This window comes from Comamonas sp. SY3, assembly GCF_041730275.1.
Taxonomy (GTDB): domain Bacteria; phylum Pseudomonadota; class Gammaproteobacteria; order Burkholderiales; family Burkholderiaceae_C; genus Comamonas; species Comamonas sediminis.
The window spans coordinates 44,954-61,618 of the sequence record NZ_JBGTYN010000012.1; the positions used below are offsets into that span (position 1 = coordinate 44,954).

General features: G+C 63.8%; 13 protein-coding genes. 6 read left to right on the forward strand and 7 right to left on the reverse strand.

From position 1 onward, the window contains the following. Positions 1-214 precede the first annotated feature (214 nt). The 4 genes from htpG (at position 215) to ACCQ08_RS15840 (ending at position 8,842) form a co-directional block, all read left to right on the forward strand. Complete coding sequence (htpG, locus tag ACCQ08_RS15825) at positions 215-2,164, forward strand: molecular chaperone HtpG (RefSeq protein WP_312411498.1); 1,950 nt, start codon at positions 215-217, stop codon at positions 2,162-2,164. 904 nt (positions 2,165-3,068) lie between these two features. Next, positions 3,069-7,295 carry a hypothetical protein gene (locus tag ACCQ08_RS15830; RefSeq protein WP_373450375.1) on the forward strand — a complete coding sequence of 1,409 codons (4,227 nt, stop codon included), beginning with the start codon at positions 3,069-3,071 and terminating at the stop codon, positions 7,293-7,295. A 173-nt stretch (positions 7,296-7,468) separates the two neighbouring features. Next, entirely contained in the window at positions 7,469-8,020 is a 552-nt protein-coding gene (gene xrtH / locus ACCQ08_RS15835; RefSeq protein WP_239809679.1) for an exosortase H, read from the forward strand. Between the two features lie 93 nt (positions 8,021-8,113). After that, positions 8,114-8,842: an exosortase H-associated membrane protein gene (locus ACCQ08_RS15840; protein WP_239809678.1), complete on the forward strand. Its 729-nt coding sequence runs from the start codon at positions 8,114-8,116 to the stop codon at positions 8,840-8,842. An 8-nt stretch (positions 8,843-8,850) separates the two neighbouring features. Here ACCQ08_RS15840 and ACCQ08_RS15845 read toward each other — a convergent pair whose 3' ends face one another. After that, positions 8,851-10,014, reverse strand: coding sequence for an MFS transporter (locus ACCQ08_RS15845; protein WP_373450376.1), 1,164 nt, complete (start codon positions 10,012-10,014; stop codon positions 8,851-8,853). A gap of 266 nt (positions 10,015-10,280) precedes the next feature. Between ACCQ08_RS15845 and ACCQ08_RS15850 the strand changes: the two genes are divergently transcribed. Then, entirely contained in the window at positions 10,281-10,787 is a 507-nt protein-coding gene (locus ACCQ08_RS15850; RefSeq protein ID WP_373450337.1) for a hypothetical protein, read from the forward strand. Between the two features lie 6 nt (positions 10,788-10,793). On the opposite strand, the gene ACCQ08_RS15855 is transcribed toward ACCQ08_RS15850, so the two are convergent. The 6 genes from ACCQ08_RS15855 to ACCQ08_RS15880 form a co-directional block, all read right to left on the reverse strand. Then, the gene (locus ACCQ08_RS15855; RefSeq protein WP_373450338.1) at positions 10,794-11,846 is read right to left on the reverse strand and encodes a serine/threonine protein kinase; all 1,053 of its coding nucleotides are present in this window, start codon (positions 11,844-11,846) and stop codon (positions 10,794-10,796) included. Positions 11,847-12,011: 165 nt separating this feature from the next. Then, on the reverse strand, positions 12,012-12,431 hold the full coding sequence (locus ACCQ08_RS15860) for an organic hydroperoxide resistance protein (RefSeq protein WP_239809676.1): 420 nt from the start codon (positions 12,429-12,431) through the stop codon (positions 12,012-12,014). A gap of 41 nt (positions 12,432-12,472) precedes the next feature. Beyond that, the gene (locus ACCQ08_RS15865; RefSeq protein ID WP_239809675.1) at positions 12,473-12,943 is read right to left on the reverse strand and encodes a MarR family winged helix-turn-helix transcriptional regulator; all 471 of its coding nucleotides are present in this window, start codon (positions 12,941-12,943) and stop codon (positions 12,473-12,475) included. Positions 12,944-13,101: 158 nt separating this feature from the next. Further along, a complete protein-coding gene (locus ACCQ08_RS15870) occupies positions 13,102-13,905 on the reverse strand; it encodes an HpcH/HpaI aldolase/citrate lyase family protein (protein WP_373450339.1) in 804 nt (267 codons plus the stop codon). 38 nt (positions 13,906-13,943) lie between these two features. Next, positions 13,944-14,318, reverse strand: a complete 375-nt coding sequence (locus tag ACCQ08_RS15875) for a hypothetical protein (RefSeq protein ID WP_239809674.1) — start codon at positions 14,316-14,318, stop codon at positions 13,944-13,946. A 36-nt stretch (positions 14,319-14,354) separates the two neighbouring features. Continuing rightward, positions 14,355-15,251 (reverse strand): 3-hydroxybutyryl-CoA dehydrogenase, encoded by an 897-nt coding sequence (locus ACCQ08_RS15880; protein ID WP_342395185.1) that lies wholly within the window; start codon positions 15,249-15,251, stop codon positions 14,355-14,357. Positions 15,252-15,406: 155 nt separating this feature from the next. On the opposite strand from ACCQ08_RS15880, the gene purT reads away from it, so the two are divergent. After that, the gene (purT, locus tag ACCQ08_RS15885; RefSeq protein ID WP_312450618.1) at positions 15,407-16,636 is read left to right on the forward strand and encodes a formate-dependent phosphoribosylglycinamide formyltransferase; all 1,230 of its coding nucleotides are present in this window, start codon (positions 15,407-15,409) and stop codon (positions 16,634-16,636) included. Positions 16,637-16,665: the final 29 nt, after the last annotated feature.

Below are 16,665 nucleotides of genomic sequence, written 5' to 3' on the forward strand. Positions count from 1 at the left end.
GAGGAGATCACAAAGTTGAAGGGCGCTCTTTGTAAAGATAATTGAAGCTGGACTCTGCTGTTCATCATCATCATTTATGAGCGGTTCATGTCATAAATCTATCGTTGATATTGATCAACTGGATAAGCAATTCCAAAAACACCGCCCGACCTTGAAGCGGCGCGGCCTGCACCCATATAGGCCCTTGTTCTGTGTTGATGAAGATTGACCTCCCATGACCAAAAAAACCCATTCCTTTCAGGCCGAAGTGGCCCAACTGCTCCACCTGGTGACGCATTCGCTGTATTCGAACCAGGAGATTTTTTTGCGCGAGCTGATCTCCAACGCGTCGGATGCATGCGACAAGCTGCGTTTTGAAGCGCTCAATGACAGCGGTCTGTACGGTGACCAGCCGGATCTGGAAGTGCGCGTGTCCTATGACACCAAGGCCAAGACCTTGACCATCACCGACACCGGTATTGGCATGACGACGCAGGAGGCCATCGACAACCTGGGCACGATCGCCAAGAGCGGCACCAAGGCCTTCATGGACAAGCTCAGCGGGGACCAGAAGGCCGATTCGCAGCTGATCGGGCAGTTCGGCGTGGGCTTCTACTCCGGCTTCATCGTCGCCGACAAGATCACCGTGGAGTCGCGCCGCGCAGGCGCCCAGGCGACGGAAGGCGTGCGCTGGACCAGCGGCGGCATGGGCGACTTCGAGGTCGAGCAGATCGAGCGTGCCCAGCGCGGCACCAGCATCATCTTGCACCTGCGCGAAGATGCCCAGGACTTCCTCAACGGCTACAAGCTCAAGGAAGTGATCGCCAAGTATTCCGACCACATCAGCCTGCCCATCCTGATGGAGAAGGAAGAGTGGAAAGAGGGCGAGAACGGCCAACCCGGCGAGATGGTCAAGACGGGCGAGTGGGAAACCGTCAACAAGGCCAGTGCGCTGTGGACCCGCGCCAAGAAGGACATCACGCCCGAGCAGTACCAGGATTTCTACAAGGCCATCAGCCATGACTATGAAGACCCGCTGACCTGGAGCCACAACCGCGTCGAAGGCAATACCGAGTACACGCAGCTGCTCTACATCCCCGCCAAGGCGCCGTTCGATCTGTACCAGCAAGGCAAGCATGCGGGCATCAAGCTGTACGTCAAGCGCGTGTTCATCATGGACGATGCCCAGGCGCTGATGCCCCAGTACCTGCGCTTTGTCAAAGGCGTGATCGACTCGGCGGACCTGCCGCTGAATGTGAGCCGTGAGCTGCTGCAGGAAAGCCGCGATGTGCGCCTGATCCGTGATGGCTCGGTCAAGCGGGTGCTGTCGATGCTCGAAGACCTGGCCCGCCATGACAAGCCCCAGGCGGCTGCCGAAGGCAGTGACGGCGTGGTGGACGTGGTCAGCGAAGACGACAAGGCCAAGGAAGGCAAGTACAGCCGCTTCTACAGCGAGTTTGGCGCCGTGCTCAAGGAAGGTCTGGGTGAGGACTTTGGCAACAAGGACCGCATCGCCAAGCTGCTGCGCTTTGCATCGACCACGCACGAAGGCCTGAACACCTCGTTTGCCGACTACAAGGCGCGCATGAAGGAGGGCCAGGAGGCCATCTACTACATCACCGCCGATACGCTGGCCGCTGCCAAGAGCAGCCCGCAGCTGGAAGTCTTCAAGAAAAAGGGCATCGAGGTGCTGCTGATGACCGACCGGGTCGACGAGTGGGCGCTGAACTTCCTGCAGGACTTTGACGGCACGCCGCTGCAATCGGTGGCCAAGGGCGCCGTCGATCTGGGCAAGCTGCAGAACGAGGAAGAGAAAAAGGCTGCCGAGGAAGCGGCCGAAGCTTTCAAGCCCGTGCTGGCCAAGCTCAAGGATGCGCTCAAGGACCGTGCCGAGGATGTGCGTGCAACCAGCCGTCTGGTGGATTCGCCCGCCTGCCTGGTGGTCTCGGACAGCGGCATGAGCCTGCAGCTGGCCCGCTTGCTCAAGCAGGCTGGCCAGGCCGCCCCCGAGAGCAAGCCGGTGCTCGAGGTCAATCCAGAGCACCCGCTGGTCCGGAAGCTCGATGGCTCGGTGCATTTCCATGATCTGGCCCAGATCCTGTTTGACCAGGCCGTACTGGCCGAGGGCGGCCTGCCGGACGACCCGGCCGCTTATGTCAAACGGGTGAACGCACTGCTGGCATAACGCAGCGGCCCTCCCAGAAAATCCCTGCCGGGTAAAAAACCCGGCGGGGATTTTTGTTTTTCTGCCGCTTGAACGCCGGGAAAATCCTTGCGCCGGGAAGAGGGTTATCGCAAGGCACAGCGGCAATAACAAGGCCGGTCCATGCCGGGGTACCGGTATTTATGACAAAAGGGAAGTGCTTACTTTCGACGGCGGATTATCCCGCTATACCCTGATAAATCACAGTTTAGAATTGTTAACATATCGAAACACCATTATTTCGGTGGTGGGCCGAGGCCGCGCCGGCTGCACCGATTATGTGTCCAATTGTTTCAATACGCCGGTGCAGCCGGCCCCTGCGGTGGAAAAAGCGGCTGCAGCAAGAAGACCTCTGAAGCCCTCTCGCTGACAGAGGGAGGAGGGGGACAGCCCGGCGCTGCGTAGCTTTCCTTCGCTGTGCAGACTCCTGAAATTGGTTATTTATCAAATAAATCAGTCCATTGGATGTATGCCATTGCGGGTGGGCGCAGCCGCTGCGGAGCAGCGCGGGGCGCTGCCCGCCTCTGCGGTGCTGTTGTATCCCGATGCTGGCTGGGGGCGGCAGGCTTCCCGCGTGGCGAGGCCGGTTCGTAAATGCTATGGGCAGCTCTGCATTGTTTTGCTGCATCATTTTTATATAGCTAATAAATTTATTGAAAGTTTATTGGGTATATACGCCGGATGCCGGTGCTACATTCGCAGCCCTTGTTGTCAGGTACAGCAGGTTATTAAGGTTCCGTTACTACCACTGGTCGTTATCTTGGCGGTCGCTGAGAAAATCTTTGGTATGTAGCAAAAATCTTTTATTTCACTGAACACGCAAGCCGTTATCTCTGTTTTTTGAGGAGAGGGCGGAGCTTTGCCTTTTTTAAGCAGGACGTTGAAAGTGTTACTCCCGTATCGATCACCGCCGCTACGCACCACGGTGCGTTGCAGCGTTGCCCTGGCCTTGTTGTCGGGTCTGATGCCGGCCGTGGTGGCCGCCCAGTCGACCCAGTACGACATCTTTGTGAACCACGACGCCTTTGTTGCGCAGACCGGCACCGTTGCCGAGAGCGGATCGGTCGATGGGCCGGTGGGCGCGGACTTTGTCTACCGCGCCAAGGTCAAGCTCAATGGCGGCACCGGCGAGGTATCCAACGTCCTGTTGCTGCAGCAACTGCCAGCGGGTGCCATTTTTCAGGGCATCGTCGCGCCTGCCGGCGTGCAGTGTGACGAGCCCCTGCCCAAGGCGGGCGACACCATCCAGGCCGGCGCTGCACTGCGCTGCCATCTTCCGCTGGTGACGGCGGCCGATTTCGTCGCGGTGGACTTCCGCGTCAAGCTGCCCACCGCTGGCACCGACTGGACGGCGCAGGCCTCTGCCTCCAGTCCCAACAACGTGGATCCGGATGCGGGTGAACTGGCCCCGAACCACAGCCGCATCGAACGCACGATCACCACCTATGAGCGTGCTGATCTGGCCGTACAGATCCTGGCGCCTGTGAATGGCGCCACGCATACGCAGGGCGACAAGGTCGACTACCAGCTCCAGGTGCGCAACGCGGACTCGCCCTATGCCTTTGCACTCAAGGCGGGCGAAAAGGCGACCGTGCGTTTTCCACAGCCCGAGGGAACCGAGTTCCAGGGCAGCCCTGGCGGCAATGGCTGGGCCTGCCAGCTGGTGGACGACACCAGCGCCAACCAGCCCGTGCCGGTATGGAGCTGCAGCTACACCGTGCCCGCCGGCCAGTCCGTCGGCCGTGGCCAGGATTTGCCGCTGCTGAGCGTGCCTGTGCTGGTCAAGGCCAGCGGCGGCCAGGTGGCCAGTGCGGTGTCGGTGGCGGGTGAAACCGCCACGGGCCAGCTGTTTCTGGATGCCGACCCTGACAACAACACCGATGATGTGCAGATCCAGGTGCAGCCCAATGTGAACCTGGACATGGCCCTGACCAAGGTCGTGAATCCGAAGGTGGTGGACAAGAAGGCCGCCGCACCTGTGCCGGTGGTCTACACGCTCAGCGCCAAGCGGGTCGCTGGCGAGCTGGTGCCGCAGGACATCGAGGTGACGGACACGCTGCCCGCCGGTGTCAGCTTCGTCTCTGCCAGCGGTACCGGATGGGACTGCAGCAACAATGCGCAGGTCGTTCGCTGCCGCTACAGCGGTGCATTTACAGCGACCCTGCCCCAGATCACGGTCCATGCCACCGTCGATACGGCTTCCGTGGCAGCCGAAAGTGTGGTCAACAACGCCGCCCAGGTCTCGGCCAGCAATGAATCGCCTGCCAATGTAGGCGACAACAACAAGGCGCAGGCCAGCGTGCTGGTCAGCAACCAGGTGGACCTGGCCGTGAGCAAAAGCACCACGGCGTCGGTGATTGCCTCCGGCCAGCCGTACCAGTACGCGGTCAAGATCAAGAACAATGGCCCGCTGGATGTGCTGGAGGGACAGACGATCACGGTGACGGACCAATTGGATGGGCAGTTGCAGTTCACCGGGGTGCCCGCAGGCTCTCCGTGGACGTGCAGCCCCGAAAGCACGACGGCTACTGAACTGGGCCGGCTGCTGACCTGCACCTTCACGGGAGGCATCGCCGCGGGCAAGACCTCGGAGTTGCTGCTCAATGTGGTCGCGCACATCGATCCGGGCCAGGGCAAGTTTGCCACCATCAAAAATGGCGCCCAGGTGACCGGCGTGGACGGGCGGGGCAGCGCCGCCATCGGCCATATTGCCGACAGCAACAGCGTGAACCTGTCGGAGGCCAAGGCCGATCTGTCGATCAGCAAGTCGGCTGCGGTCACCGGCGCATCGGCGGCGTCCGGTGCCGAGGTCGTCTACCGCTTGCGCGTCAAGAACGACGTGCCCGCTGACGCCGGCAATGTGGACCTGCAGATGGCCAGGACCGTCAAGGTCACGGACACCGTGGGCAACCTGCTGACCTCCTACAGCGCAGGCGTGCTGGGGGTACAACCCTATGCCAACGGACGCTATCTGACGGCCGAAGTCACCATGCCCGGCGGCAATGGCGCGGAGTCGGATGCCTGTTCGATCTCGGGCGACAACAACCAGAAGTCCGCCACCGTGACCTGCAACTTCCGCAACCTGCCCGCCGATCCGGCAGCGGAATACCTGGTCGTCATCAAGGCGCGCCAGTATGTGGACCCCAAGGACGATGCCACGCAGACCAACACCATCGTCAATGTGGCGGATGTGAGCTCGCCCGATACGGCAGAGTTCAACACCGGCAACAACCGCTCCCAGGCCTCGGTGGAGCTGGAAGCCCTGACCGATCTGACCGTAACCAAGCAGGCTGCGCCCGAGAGCGCTGCCGCCGGCCAGGCGATCACCTACACCTTGACCGCCAAGAACAGCGGCCCCTCGCAGGCGCGCAAGGTCAGCGTGACCGATCAGTTGCCGCTGAACACGATCTGGGTGGGCGCTGCGCCCAGTATTGCCGGGGGCAGCTGCAGCTTGAGCGGCGGCGCCACGTTTGCAGCAGGCTTGGAGATCATCGAAGCCAACCGCACGCTGACCTGTACCTGGACTGACACCGTGGCCGAGAAGGCGCAAAAGACCGTGACCTACCAGCTGCGCTCGCGTGCCAAGGACTACCCGGCTCAGCTGGACAACCGCGTGGTGGTGGCGTCGGTCACGCCGGAGACGGATCTGAGCAACAACAGCGCCCACGAAACGGTGCCGCTGAACACGCCCCAGGTCGATGTGCTGGTGAACATGCGCCACACCAATGACGGCATTCCGCTGGACACCGGCAAGACCCAGTACACGATCACGGTCACCAACAGTGGTGCCTCGCAGTCGTACGCAACCGGCGTGCAGATGGTGGACCAGTTCCCGGCAGCCGGATCGACGGCCGACTTCCGCTTTGTCTCGCTCGACAGCGTGCAGCTGGCCAATGGCGATGCCCGCTTCAGTACCGACAGCTGTACCGTGCCGGCATCCGGCGCGCTGGCGGGCAGCCTGGTCTGTGATTTCCCCTGGCTGGCGCCTGGCGAATCCGTGGCGATCAAGTTCACGATGGAGCCAGCCTCGCTGCTCGATGGCCGCGCCGTCGGTACCATCAACCACCGCGCCAGCGTGAAGGCCGATGTGGAAGTGCTGGAGGGCGTGGATGTCAGCAAGAACAACCAGACCACGGACCGCACGTCGACCTATGACCCGGCACAGGTCTCGCCCGGGGACCTGGACAAGCTGCGCTATGTGGACCTGTCGCTGACCAAGACCGCGTCGGCGGGCGATGCGGTGGATGTGGGCGATCTGATTGCCTACACCTTGACGGTGAAGAACGAGGAAGACCCGGCCGCCAACCCGCGCAATGACCTGGTGGATGGCCATGCCGTCGTCAGCGATGTGCTGCCCGACGGCCTGGCGCTGGAAGGAGCAGCGCCTGATGGCTGCAGCTATACCGAGGCGACGCGCAGCCTGCGCTGCGAGATCACATCGCTCAATGCCGGGCAGACGCGGGACTTCCGCTTCACGGCCAAGCTGCTGTCGCGCCCGCAGGCGCAGACCAGCGTGGTCAACAGCGCCAGCCTCTCCAGCCCCGGTGATACGGATGAGTCCAACAACGACAGCCGCACCGAGACGCCACTGGCGCTGGTGGATCTGGCCCTGCGCAAGACGGTCGACAAGGCCCAGGCCGCTGCAGGCGATGCGTTGACTTACACCTTGACGGTTGTCAACAACGGCCCGGCAGCAAGCCGTGAAGCCAGCGTGACCGATGTCTTGCCCCAAGGCCTGGTCTTTGTTCAGGCGTCGCCCGCCTGCCGCTTCGACGCCGATAGCCGCACACTCCGTTGTGCGCTGGAGCCGCTGGCCGCCGGTGCGTCCTTGGCATTGACGGTCGAGACCACCGTGGATGCGGCGCTGCAAGGCCCGGCCAGCCTGGTCAACACGGCTGCCGTGGACCTGGCCGGTGATTCCGATCCAAGCAACAACGAAAGCACTGCGGCAACGACCATCCCTGGCAAAGACAGCGGGGGCAATGAAGGCAAGCCCGATGGCAAGCCCGCCGTGCCGGTGCCTGTGCCCACCCTGGCACCGGCTGGCCTGCTGCTGATGGCGTTGGCGATGGCTGCGCTGGCAGCGCTGCGACTGGGACGCCGCAGCCGTTAAGCGCGCATCCCGGATGCACCTCCGCCCCCAAGCCGCGCATCGCCATGCGCGGCTTTTTTACGTGGGGGATTTGCCGCATGAACACCAGTTGTTGACAGAGGCATTTCCCCCGCTCAGAACTTTAACGGCTATATTTGCTCCTACGTCCACTTCGACGACAGCAGGCACTCACCATGGTTCGCTTCTTTTTTGTATTTCTGGGGCTGCAGCTCTCCTTGTTCGGTCTCAACATGCTGAGCTGGGTGCAAAAGCACCTGGTCGAGCCGTGGACAGCCATGCTGGCGCAGATCTGCGCTTTTTTGGTGACCTGGTTTGACAAATCGGCAGTGGCAGAAGGCAAGGTGCTGTGGAACCATGCCACCAACTTTGGCGTGTCCATCGAGGCCGGCTGCAACGGCATCGAGGCCTGCATTGTGTTGTTTGCCGCCATCATGGCCTTTCCATCCAGCTGGCGCCACAAGCTCATCGGCCTGGTGCTGGGTTTCATCGCGGTCCAGGCCGTCAATATCGTGCGCGTGATCAGCCTGTTCTACCTCGGCCAGTGGAACATGTCGGCTTTCAACTTCGCCCATGAGTACCTGTGGCAGGCGCTGATCATGCTGGACGTGCTGGTGGTCTGGCTGGTCTGGGTGCGTGCAGGCCAGCGCGCCAAGCGGGCCGAGGATGGCTCGGACGCGCCACCCCCCTCGGGCTCGGGGGCGGGTCCGGCGCTGGCCGCGGCCTGACCTGCACCGGCCAGCAGTGTGCGCACTGCTGGCTTTTTTCCATTCACCGCACTAGAAATACATGGCCCCCAGGGCCGAGACCGAGGAAGAGGGATGAAGCGCTTGAACCCGATACAGCGATTTGCGCTGCTGGCCTTCGCCGGCATCATCGTGCTGACCACGTTGTGGGTGCAACTGTCTCCCTGGATGGGCTACCCGGTGGCGGTGATCTCCAAGGAAGGCATGCAGGACCTGGCATCGGGCTGGGTCAAGCAGGTGCACATCGCGCCGGGCAAGATCGAGGTCGACACCTCGGTCGGCGTTGCCAATGCCAACACCGGTGGCCGCTGGGCCGAGATCTCGGTCGATGGCGACCCGGGCCGCTATGCCTACGGATTTCCGATCTTCTTGGCGCTGTTGCTGGCCGCCTGGCGCAAGGGGCGTGTCTGGCGTGCGGTTCTCGGTTATGTGATCTTGCTGCCGTTCCAGGCCTTCAGCATCTCCACCAGCCTGCTGATGCAGGTGGTGCTGGCCACCAACCTGGACCTGCGCCTGCTGAAAATTTCGCAGACCCAGCTGGATCTGCTGGCCTATGGCTACCAGCTGGGCAGCCTGGTGCTGCCGACCCTGGTGCCGTTTTTGCTGTGGCTGTGGCTGGACCGCCAGTTTGTCAACGAAGTGCTGGTCGAGGCCTGGAAGAAGAACATCCAGCCCAAGCTGGTGCCGCGCCCCACCGTGGTGCGCCCACCGCCACCACCGCCGCCAGAGCAGGTGATCCGCCCGGCAGAGAGCGGGCCCGAGATCTCGCACGAGATCAGCATCACCTTGCCACCGCGCAAATAAGCGAGCTCCTATTGCCGGGGGGCTGGCACTTGCGTGCGCCAGGTGGCTAGCGCCAGCGCCGTGGCCAGCAGCGCAAACACCGCGCAGAATGCCAGCAGCGCGCGTGACAAACCCACCTGGTCGGACAGCCAGCCAATCCCCAGAATGGGCAAGATTGTGCCCACATAGCCGGTGACCAGGTAGGTGGCCAGCAGGCCGGCCCGGTTGTCGGCCCGTGCCACCTTGTTGACCACCGAGATGCCGCCCAGGTTGCACAGGCCATGGCCGAGTGCGGCAGTCAGCACGCAGAGCAGAAACACGCCGGCCGAGCTGGCAAACACGTTGACGATCAGCAGCAGGTTGCACAGCGCCAGCGATGCGTAGCCGGTGATCAGCACCTTGCGGGTGACAAAGCCCTTGGCGGCATACTGCGTAGCGGCCGACAGCAGCAGGATCAGGCCGATCGATGGCCCGCTGATCGCCGGCCCATGCAAGGGCAGCATGCTTTGCATGAAGCTGGGGGCGAGCGATGCGAACAGACTGAACATGCCAAAGGCGCAGAACGCCCCCATTGAGGCCAAGCCATAGCGGCGCAGCGCAGCGCGCTCCGGGAAGGTCAGGCGCGGCATCAGCTGACGCAGGCCAAAACGGGTGCTGGCAGGCGCGGGCTGCAAGTGGGCCGGCAGCTGCACCTGGAACAGCGAATAAATCGCCAACGCACTCAGCAGCAGCGATGGCAGATAGGCGCTGCGCAGCGGAAAGGGCGCCCATTGCGCCACCAGGCCACCGACGATGGGCCCCAAGCCAAAACCAAAGGCAATCGTCAGACTGGTGGTGGCAGCGGCGCGCTGCGTGTCACCGCTGGTATTGAGCTGGGTCAGGCCCAGCGAGGCCGAGGTCGTGATCATGCCCGAGGCCAGGCCAATGATGATGCGGCTCAGGCCAAACACCTGCATGTTCCAGGCCAGTGCCGACAGCAGCACGCCGCTGCTCATCAGCATCAATCCCGCCCGCAGCACCTTGAAAAAGCCATAGCGCGTCGTGATCGCGCCCAGCAGCATCAGGCTGGTGAGCGCTGCGGCCATGTACAGCACAAACACCTGGGTGATGGCGCTGGGCGGCAGCTGCCACTGCGCCTGGTACAGCGGGTAGAGCGGGCTGGCCAGCGCCGTGCCCATGACGCCGACGCACATCGAGAAGCACACCCAGAAATAGGGCGGCCAGGGGTATTTCATTGCAGGACTTGGATCTGGGCTGCGGTGGCTGCAGCAGGCCAGCGGCGGGTAGCGGCTGGCCGGCAAGGACGGTGGGCTGGATTGTAGGCAGCGGGGCCGCGCATGTCGCTAGGCGGCGCAGGTGCCCATGGCCTGGCGTAGGACATAGGCAGACAAAGTCCATGGCAATGCCCTTGTAGCGCGGGACCGTGGGGCAAAGGCTGGTAAAAATAGCCATGATCCGAATGTCCACGCTGTCCTTTTCGCCTCCCCGCCACTGCCGCGCTGCGGCTGCCGCTGCCATCGCGGTGGCCTGCGTGGCTGCGCTGTCCGCCTGCTCACCGTATATAGGTGTGGGCGTGCCGGTGGGGCCGTTTTCGGTCGGCGTCGGTGTGGGCAGTGGCGGTGTCAGCGCCGGGGTGGGCACGGGCGTGGGCCCCGTCGGTGTGGGTGTGGGGGTCAACCAGCGCGGCCAGGTGACCGGCAATGCGGGTGTCGGCGTGGGCACCTCCGTCGGTGGTGCGAATGTGGGCGTGGGGGTGGGCACCGGCACGGTGCTGTATGACCCCGCTGCGCCCGTGGCGCCTGCATCGGCCCCCGCAACGGCACCGGACTATGCCCGGTCCGCACAGCCCGGCGTGGTCGTACCAGGGGTGGTCAACCCACCCACGGGTGAGCACGATGCCAACCTGCAGTGGCGCGGCGCTGACGGCCAACTGCTGCCCGACTGCCGGCTGAACAACCGCTGTTAACCGGTTCTACACATACAGCGGCGGCTCGTCCATCGCGATGAGCTGGGCCTGCAGCAGCTGCGTCTGCTCCTGCCAGTAGGCCTCGCTGCCAAACCAGGGGAAATGGATCGGGAAGATCGGGTCGTCAAAACGCCGGGCCAGCCAGGCGCTGTAGTGGATCAGGCGCAGGGTGCGCAGCGGCTCGATCAGTACCAGCTCGCGCCGGTCAAACGGGCGGAACTGCTCATAGCCTTCCACGAGGGTCGACAGCTGCGCGCTTTGCTGACGGCGGTCGCCTGACAGCAGCATCCACAGGTCCTGCACAGCGGGGCCGCTGCGTGTGTCATCCAGATCGACAAAATGCGGGCCGCCGCCCTGGTTCTCAGGCGGCACCCACAGCACATTGCCCGGGTGGCAGTCGCCATGCAGGCGCAGGCTGCGAAAGCTGCCTGCGGCAAAGTGGCCGGTCGCGCTGCCCGGGTCGATGATCTCGCAGATCTTGTCGGTGGCTCGGCGGCAGGCATCGCTCCAGGCGCTGCGCTGGCCGGGCGGGATGGCGCCGTGCGCCATCAGCCAGTCATGGGGTTCGCGGGCAAAGTCCTGGGCGTTGATGCTGGGGCGGTGCGCAAAGGGCTGGGCTTCGCCCACGGTGTGGATGCGGGCCAGAAAGCGGCCGACCCATTCGAGCACTTCCCAATCGTCCAGATCGGGCTGGCGCCCGCCCCGCCACGGCGAGACCGAGAAACGAAAACCGCCATGCTGCAGTAGGCTGTGGCCGCCCAGTTGCAGCGGTGCCACTACCGGCACTTCGGCATCGGCCAGCTGCTGGGAGAAATGGTGTTCCTCGGCAATGGCCGCATCGCTCCAGCGGCCGGGGCGGTAGAACTTGCAGACCACCTTGCTGCCGTCTTCCAGCCAGACCTGGTAGACCCGGTTCTCATACGAGGACAGCGGATTGAGGCGGCCATCACCCCACAGGCCGACCGATGCCAGCGCATCGAGCACCAGATCGGGGGTCAGTGCGGCATAGGCATGTTCCTGTTGCGGGCTGCTGGGCGGGTAGTCATCGTTGTCGTGCATCCTGCCATTGTGCGCCCATCTTGTGACGGCCATGGAGAGGACAGGGACGCAAAAAAAGCCGGGCATGCAAGGCATGCACCGGCTGTACTGGAGAGGGTCAATCGTTCAGCAGTGAGGCTTAGAACGTCTTTACGATCTCTATACGAGGAGATCGTAAACACGTTCTTACACCACCACGGTCAGGGTCTTGTCGATATTGCCGCGGGTGGCGTTGGAGTAAGGGCAGACCAGGTCGGCGTCATGCACCAGCTTTTCAGCGGCGGCCTTGTCCATGCCGGGCAGGTTGACCGTCAGGCGGGCTGCAATGCCGTAGGCGTTGGGAATGGGGCCCAGGTCCACTTCGGCGTCGATCGACAGGCCATCGGGCAGCGCAAGCTTTTGCTTGCCGGCAACCGCCTTGATCGCGCCGATGAAGCAGGCAGAGTAGCCTGCGGCAAACAGCTGCTCGGGGTTGGTGCCCTGGCCGCTGGTACCGGGCGAGGACAGTTGCACGTCCAGGCGGCCATCATTGGTGCGCGATGCGCCGTCGCGGCCGCCGGTGGTGTGTGCGTGGGCGGTGTACAGAACTTTTTCGAGAGTAGCCATGGTGAACTCCTGGTCAACGGTGGGACAAAAAAACTGCTTCTTCAAGAAGCGGCGGGCAGCGGCGCGGCCAATCGGCTGCGCAGCTGTTGGATCTGTTGGGTCAAGGCCTGCAACTCCTGCAAGCTGCATTGGCTGCGCTCCAGCACACAGGCGGGAACGGCGGCTGCTTGCTCGCGCAGTTGCCGGCCGGCATCGGTCAGGTGCACGCGCACGCGGCGCTCATCGTCGCTGTCGCGCTGGCGCTGCAGCCAACCGGCAGTCTGCATGCGCTTGAGCAGCGGCGTCAACGTACCCGAATCCAGGTACAGGCGCTCGCCCAGCTCGGAGACCATGCAGCCATCGCCTTCCCACAGTACCAAGAGCACCAGGTACTGCGGGTAGGTCAAACCCAATGGTTCGAGCAGGGGCTTGTACAGCTTGGTCATTGCCAGTGAGCTGGAGTACAGCGCAAAACACAGCTGCTGGTCGAGCAGCAGCGCGTTGTGGGCAGTGGCAGGGTTGGCGTTAGGCATGGGTTGAATTATAGTGCCCAATTAAATTGTGCACAACTTAATTGGGGAAACACCTGCAGCCAACAGGGTGTTTGCCCAGGGCCGGTGCATGGCCCTGGCTTCGTCTGAAAGGCAGGCAACCCGCGCCGCAGATCGCGGCTGGGTTGCGCCCCGTCCATTCAATATGCGGTCTGCACCACCTGGCCGCTGCTGTCCTTGAATTTGACAGCCACCGCATCGGCAGCGGTGCGCAGCAGGATCAGGTCCATCGAGACGGCGACAAACTGTGCGCCCAGTGCCAGGCATTCGCGGGCGCGGGCTTCGTCCACCATCAGGATGCCGGGGGCCTTGCCGGCAGCGCGGATGCGGGTGATGGCGTCATTGATCGCGGCATTGACCACCGGGTGGCGCGGCTGGCCGGGGTAGCCCATGCTGGCCGACAGGTCGGCAGGACCGATGAAGATGCCGTCCACCCCATCGACGGCGGCGATGGCCTCGATCTGGTCCAGCGCCTGCGCGGTTTCCACCTGCACCAACAGGCACAGCTCCTTGTCGGCATCGTCCACATACTGCATGTCGCGGCCAAAGTTGCTGGCGCGCATCGAGCCGCCCATGCCGCGAATGCCCTTGGGCGCATAGCGCATGGCCTGCACGGCGGCGCGGGCTTCGTCGGCGTTCTGCACAAAGGGGATCAGCAGCGTTTGGGCGCCAATGTCCAGGTAACGCTTGATGAGGACCGGGTCATTCCAGGCCGGGCGCACCACGGCGCTGGTGGGACGGGGCTGCAGCGCAGCTTCTACCGCCTGCAGCTGCTGCAGCACCTGGGGCACATCGTTGGGCGAATGCTCGGTGTCGAGCATGATCCAGTCATAGCCGCTGCCGGCCAGCAGCTCGGTGATATAGGGCGAAGGAAAGGCCGACCACAGGCCGATCTGTGCCTGGCCGGCGGCCATGGCTTTTTTGAAGAGGTTCGGAGTGGGCATGCTTGTCTCGGTGGTGGGGTGTTGTTTGTGTGGTGGGGTCAGGGCAGGAGGTGGATCTCGTCGTTGCTCAGCGGCCAGCGGCAGCTGCCTGCCAGGGTGTGCCATTCGCTGGCGCCCAGGTCCAGCGCCTGCTGGTCCGCCATGGCCGTCACGCTGCGGCAGATGGGCTTGAAATGCCTGGCGGCCACCGTGTCGCGCCCGTAGCGCTGGTAGTAGCGCTTCAAGTGCAGATCGGCAGCCGGCACCCGGGCGGCGACATAGGCCAGGTAGTCGCGGTAGAGCGCATCGACCGGCGCATCTTCGAGCTGCTGCTTCCAGATGCGAAAGCCGGCCAGGCAGGCCACCAGGGCCAGCACCAGCGCGGCCACAGGCAGGGCCTTTTTCCAGATCGGGGTGCTGCGTGGCGCGGGCATGGGGCAGGGGTCGCTGGGCAGCGCAGGCGCCCGCGCTCAGGCGTAGCTGTAGACGCCCTTGCCGGTCTTGCGGCCCAGCTGGCCGGCGGCGACCATTTCCTTGAGCAGCGGGCAGGGGCGGTATTTGCTGTCGCCAAAGTCTTTCAGGTAGACCTCCATCACGGCCAGGCAGACATCCAGACCAATCATGTCGGCCAGCGCCAGCGGGCCAATCGGGTGGCTGCAGCCCAGCTTCATGCCGTCATCGATATCCTGGGCAGAGGCAATGCCTTCGGCCAGCACATAGAAGGCCTCGTTGATCATCGGCACCAGAATGCGGTTGACGACAAAGCCGGGCGAGTTCTTCACGCTGATCGGTGACTTGCCCAGGCTCTCGGCCAGTGCCTTGACGGCGTCATGCGTGGCGTCGCTGGTCTGCAGGCCACGGATCACTTCGACCAGCGCCATCATCGGCACCGGGTTGAAGAAGTGCATGCCGATGAACTTGTCAGCGCGCTTGGTGGCAGCAGCCAGTTGGGTGATCGAGATCGACGAGGTGTTCGATGCCAGCAGTACGGACGGGTCGAGCAGCGCATCGACCTGCTGCAGGATCTTGAGCTTGAGCTCGTAGTTCTCGGTGGCCGCCTCGATCACCAGTTGGGCCTTCTGCAGGTCTTCATAGCGGGTGCTGCCCTGGATGCGGCCCAGTGCGGCGGCCTTGTCGGCTTCGCTGATCTTTTCCTTCTTGATCAGGCGGTCCAGGCTGCTGCCCACCGTCGCCAAGCCCTTTTGCACGGCGGCGTCCGAAATGTCCACCATCACCACATTCAGCCCGGCCACTGCGCAGGTCTGCGCAATGCCGTTGCCCATGGTGCCTGCACCAATTACGCCTACGGTCTGGATCGTCATCTGTCTTCCTTGGGTCCTGTTGCTGGGAGAGGGGCTGGCCTGCATCCGCCCTGCAGTGCCTATCGGCAAGCCCGGTGGCAAGATCATAGCGGCAGGTGTTGCACTGCGGCACAAACTGGGCGACAGAGCGCGGGGATAGGCGAGGGTTCTAAAATGCCCCCCATCGCTGCGCCGCAGCCCCTTAGTAGACACGACCTGATATGACCACCTTCGGCACCCCGCTCACCAAGAACGCAACCAAAGTCATGCTGCTGGGCAGCGGCGAGCTGGGCAAGGAAGTGCTGATTGCCTTGCAGCGCCTGGGCGTGGAGACGGTGGCAGTGGACCGCTATGACCATGCGCCCGGCCAGCAGGTGGCGCACCATGCCCGCACCATCACGATGAGCGACCCGGCCCAGCTGACGGCGCTGATCGAGGCAGAAAAGCCCGACATGGTGGTGCCCGAGATCGAAGCCATTGCGACGCCCGCGCTGCAGGCGCTGGAGGCCGCAGGCACCGTGCGCGTGGTGCCCACCGCCCGCGCCACCCGTTTGACGATGGACCGCGAAGGCATCCGCCGCCTGGCGGCCGAGACCCTGGGCCTGCCTACCAGCCCCTACCAGTTCTGCGACAGCCTGGCAGAGCTGCAGGCGGCCATCGATGGCGGCATTGGCTACCCCTGCGTGGTCAAGCCGGTGATGAGCAGCTCGGGCAAGGGCCAAAGCAAGATCGACAGCCCGGCTGATGTGGAAAAGGCCTGGAACTATGCGATGGAAGGCGGCCGGGTGCAGGGCGGCCGCATCATCGTCGAAGGCTTTATCGACTTTGACTACGAAATCACCTTGCTGACCGTGCGCGCCAAGAATGCCGCCGGCCAGATCGAAACCCATTTCTGCGAGCCCATCGGCCATGTGCAGGTGCAGGGCGACTATGTGGAGAGCTGGCAGCCGGCCCGCATGGCGCCCGGCGCGCTGACCCTGGCGCAGGACATTGCCCGCGCCATCACCAGCGACCTGGGCACCGGCCTGAACGGCGAGCCCGCCGGCCTGGGCCTGTTTGGCGTGGAGCTGTTCGTCAAGGGCGACCAGGTCTGGTTCAGCGAAGTGAGCCCCCGCCCGCATGACACCGGCATGGTGACCATGATCACCCAGTGGCAAAACGAGTTCGAGCTGCATGCCCGCGCCATTCTGGGCCTGCCGGTGGACACCAGCCTCAAGACCGCCGGCGCCAGCGCAGTGATCTACGGTGGTGTCGATGCCCAGGGCATTGTGTTTGATGGTGTCGATGCCGCTCTGCAGATCCCCGGCACCGAGGTGCGCCTGTTTGGCAAGCCCGAGAGCTTTAGCCGCCGCCGCATGGGCGTGGCACTGGCCCGCGCGGCCGATACCGATGCCGCGCGCGACAACGCCAAAAAGGCGGCGGCGCTGGTCAAGCCCCGCGTGGCGGCGTAAGCGGCCGGGGCGCAGCGCTCCCTGGGCTG

What these genes read in the sequence shown, in the direction of transcription:
- htpG (WP_312411498.1), top strand. Translation starts at nt 215, where the DNA reads ATGACCAAAAAAACCCATTCCTTTCAGGCCGAAGTGGCCCAACTGCTC.
- xrtH (WP_239809679.1), top strand. Translation starts at nt 7,469, where the DNA reads ATGGTTCGCTTCTTTTTTGTATTTCTGGGGCTGCAGCTCTCCTTGTTC.
- ACCQ08_RS15840 (WP_239809678.1), top strand. Translation starts at nt 8,114, where the DNA reads ATGAAGCGCTTGAACCCGATACAGCGATTTGCGCTGCTGGCCTTCGCC.
- ACCQ08_RS15845 (WP_373450376.1), bottom strand. Translation starts at nt 10,014, where the DNA reads ATGTGCGTCGGCGTCATGGGCACGGCGCTGGCCAGCCCGCTCTACCCG.
- ACCQ08_RS15850 (WP_373450337.1), top strand. Translation starts at nt 10,281, where the DNA reads ATGTCCACGCTGTCCTTTTCGCCTCCCCGCCACTGCCGCGCTGCGGCT.
- ACCQ08_RS15855 (WP_373450338.1), bottom strand. Translation starts at nt 11,846, where the DNA reads ATGCACGACAACGATGACTACCCGCCCAGCAGCCCGCAACAGGAACAT.
- ACCQ08_RS15860 (WP_239809676.1), bottom strand. Translation starts at nt 12,431, where the DNA reads ATGGCTACTCTCGAAAAAGTTCTGTACACCGCCCACGCACACACCACC.
- ACCQ08_RS15865 (WP_239809675.1), bottom strand. Translation starts at nt 12,943, where the DNA reads ATGCCTAACGCCAACCCTGCCACTGCCCACAACGCGCTGCTGCTCGAC.
- ACCQ08_RS15870 (WP_373450339.1), bottom strand. Translation starts at nt 13,905, where the DNA reads ATGCCCACTCCGAACCTCTTCAAAAAAGCCATGGCCGCCGGCCAGGCA.
- ACCQ08_RS15875 (WP_239809674.1), bottom strand. Translation starts at nt 14,318, where the DNA reads ATGCCCGCGCCACGCAGCACCCCGATCTGGAAAAAGGCCCTGCCTGTG.
- ACCQ08_RS15880 (WP_342395185.1), bottom strand. Translation starts at nt 15,251, where the DNA reads ATGCAGGCCAGCCCCTCTCCCAGCAACAGGACCCAAGGAAGACAGATG.
- purT (WP_312450618.1), top strand. Translation starts at nt 15,407, where the DNA reads ATGACCACCTTCGGCACCCCGCTCACCAAGAACGCAACCAAAGTCATG.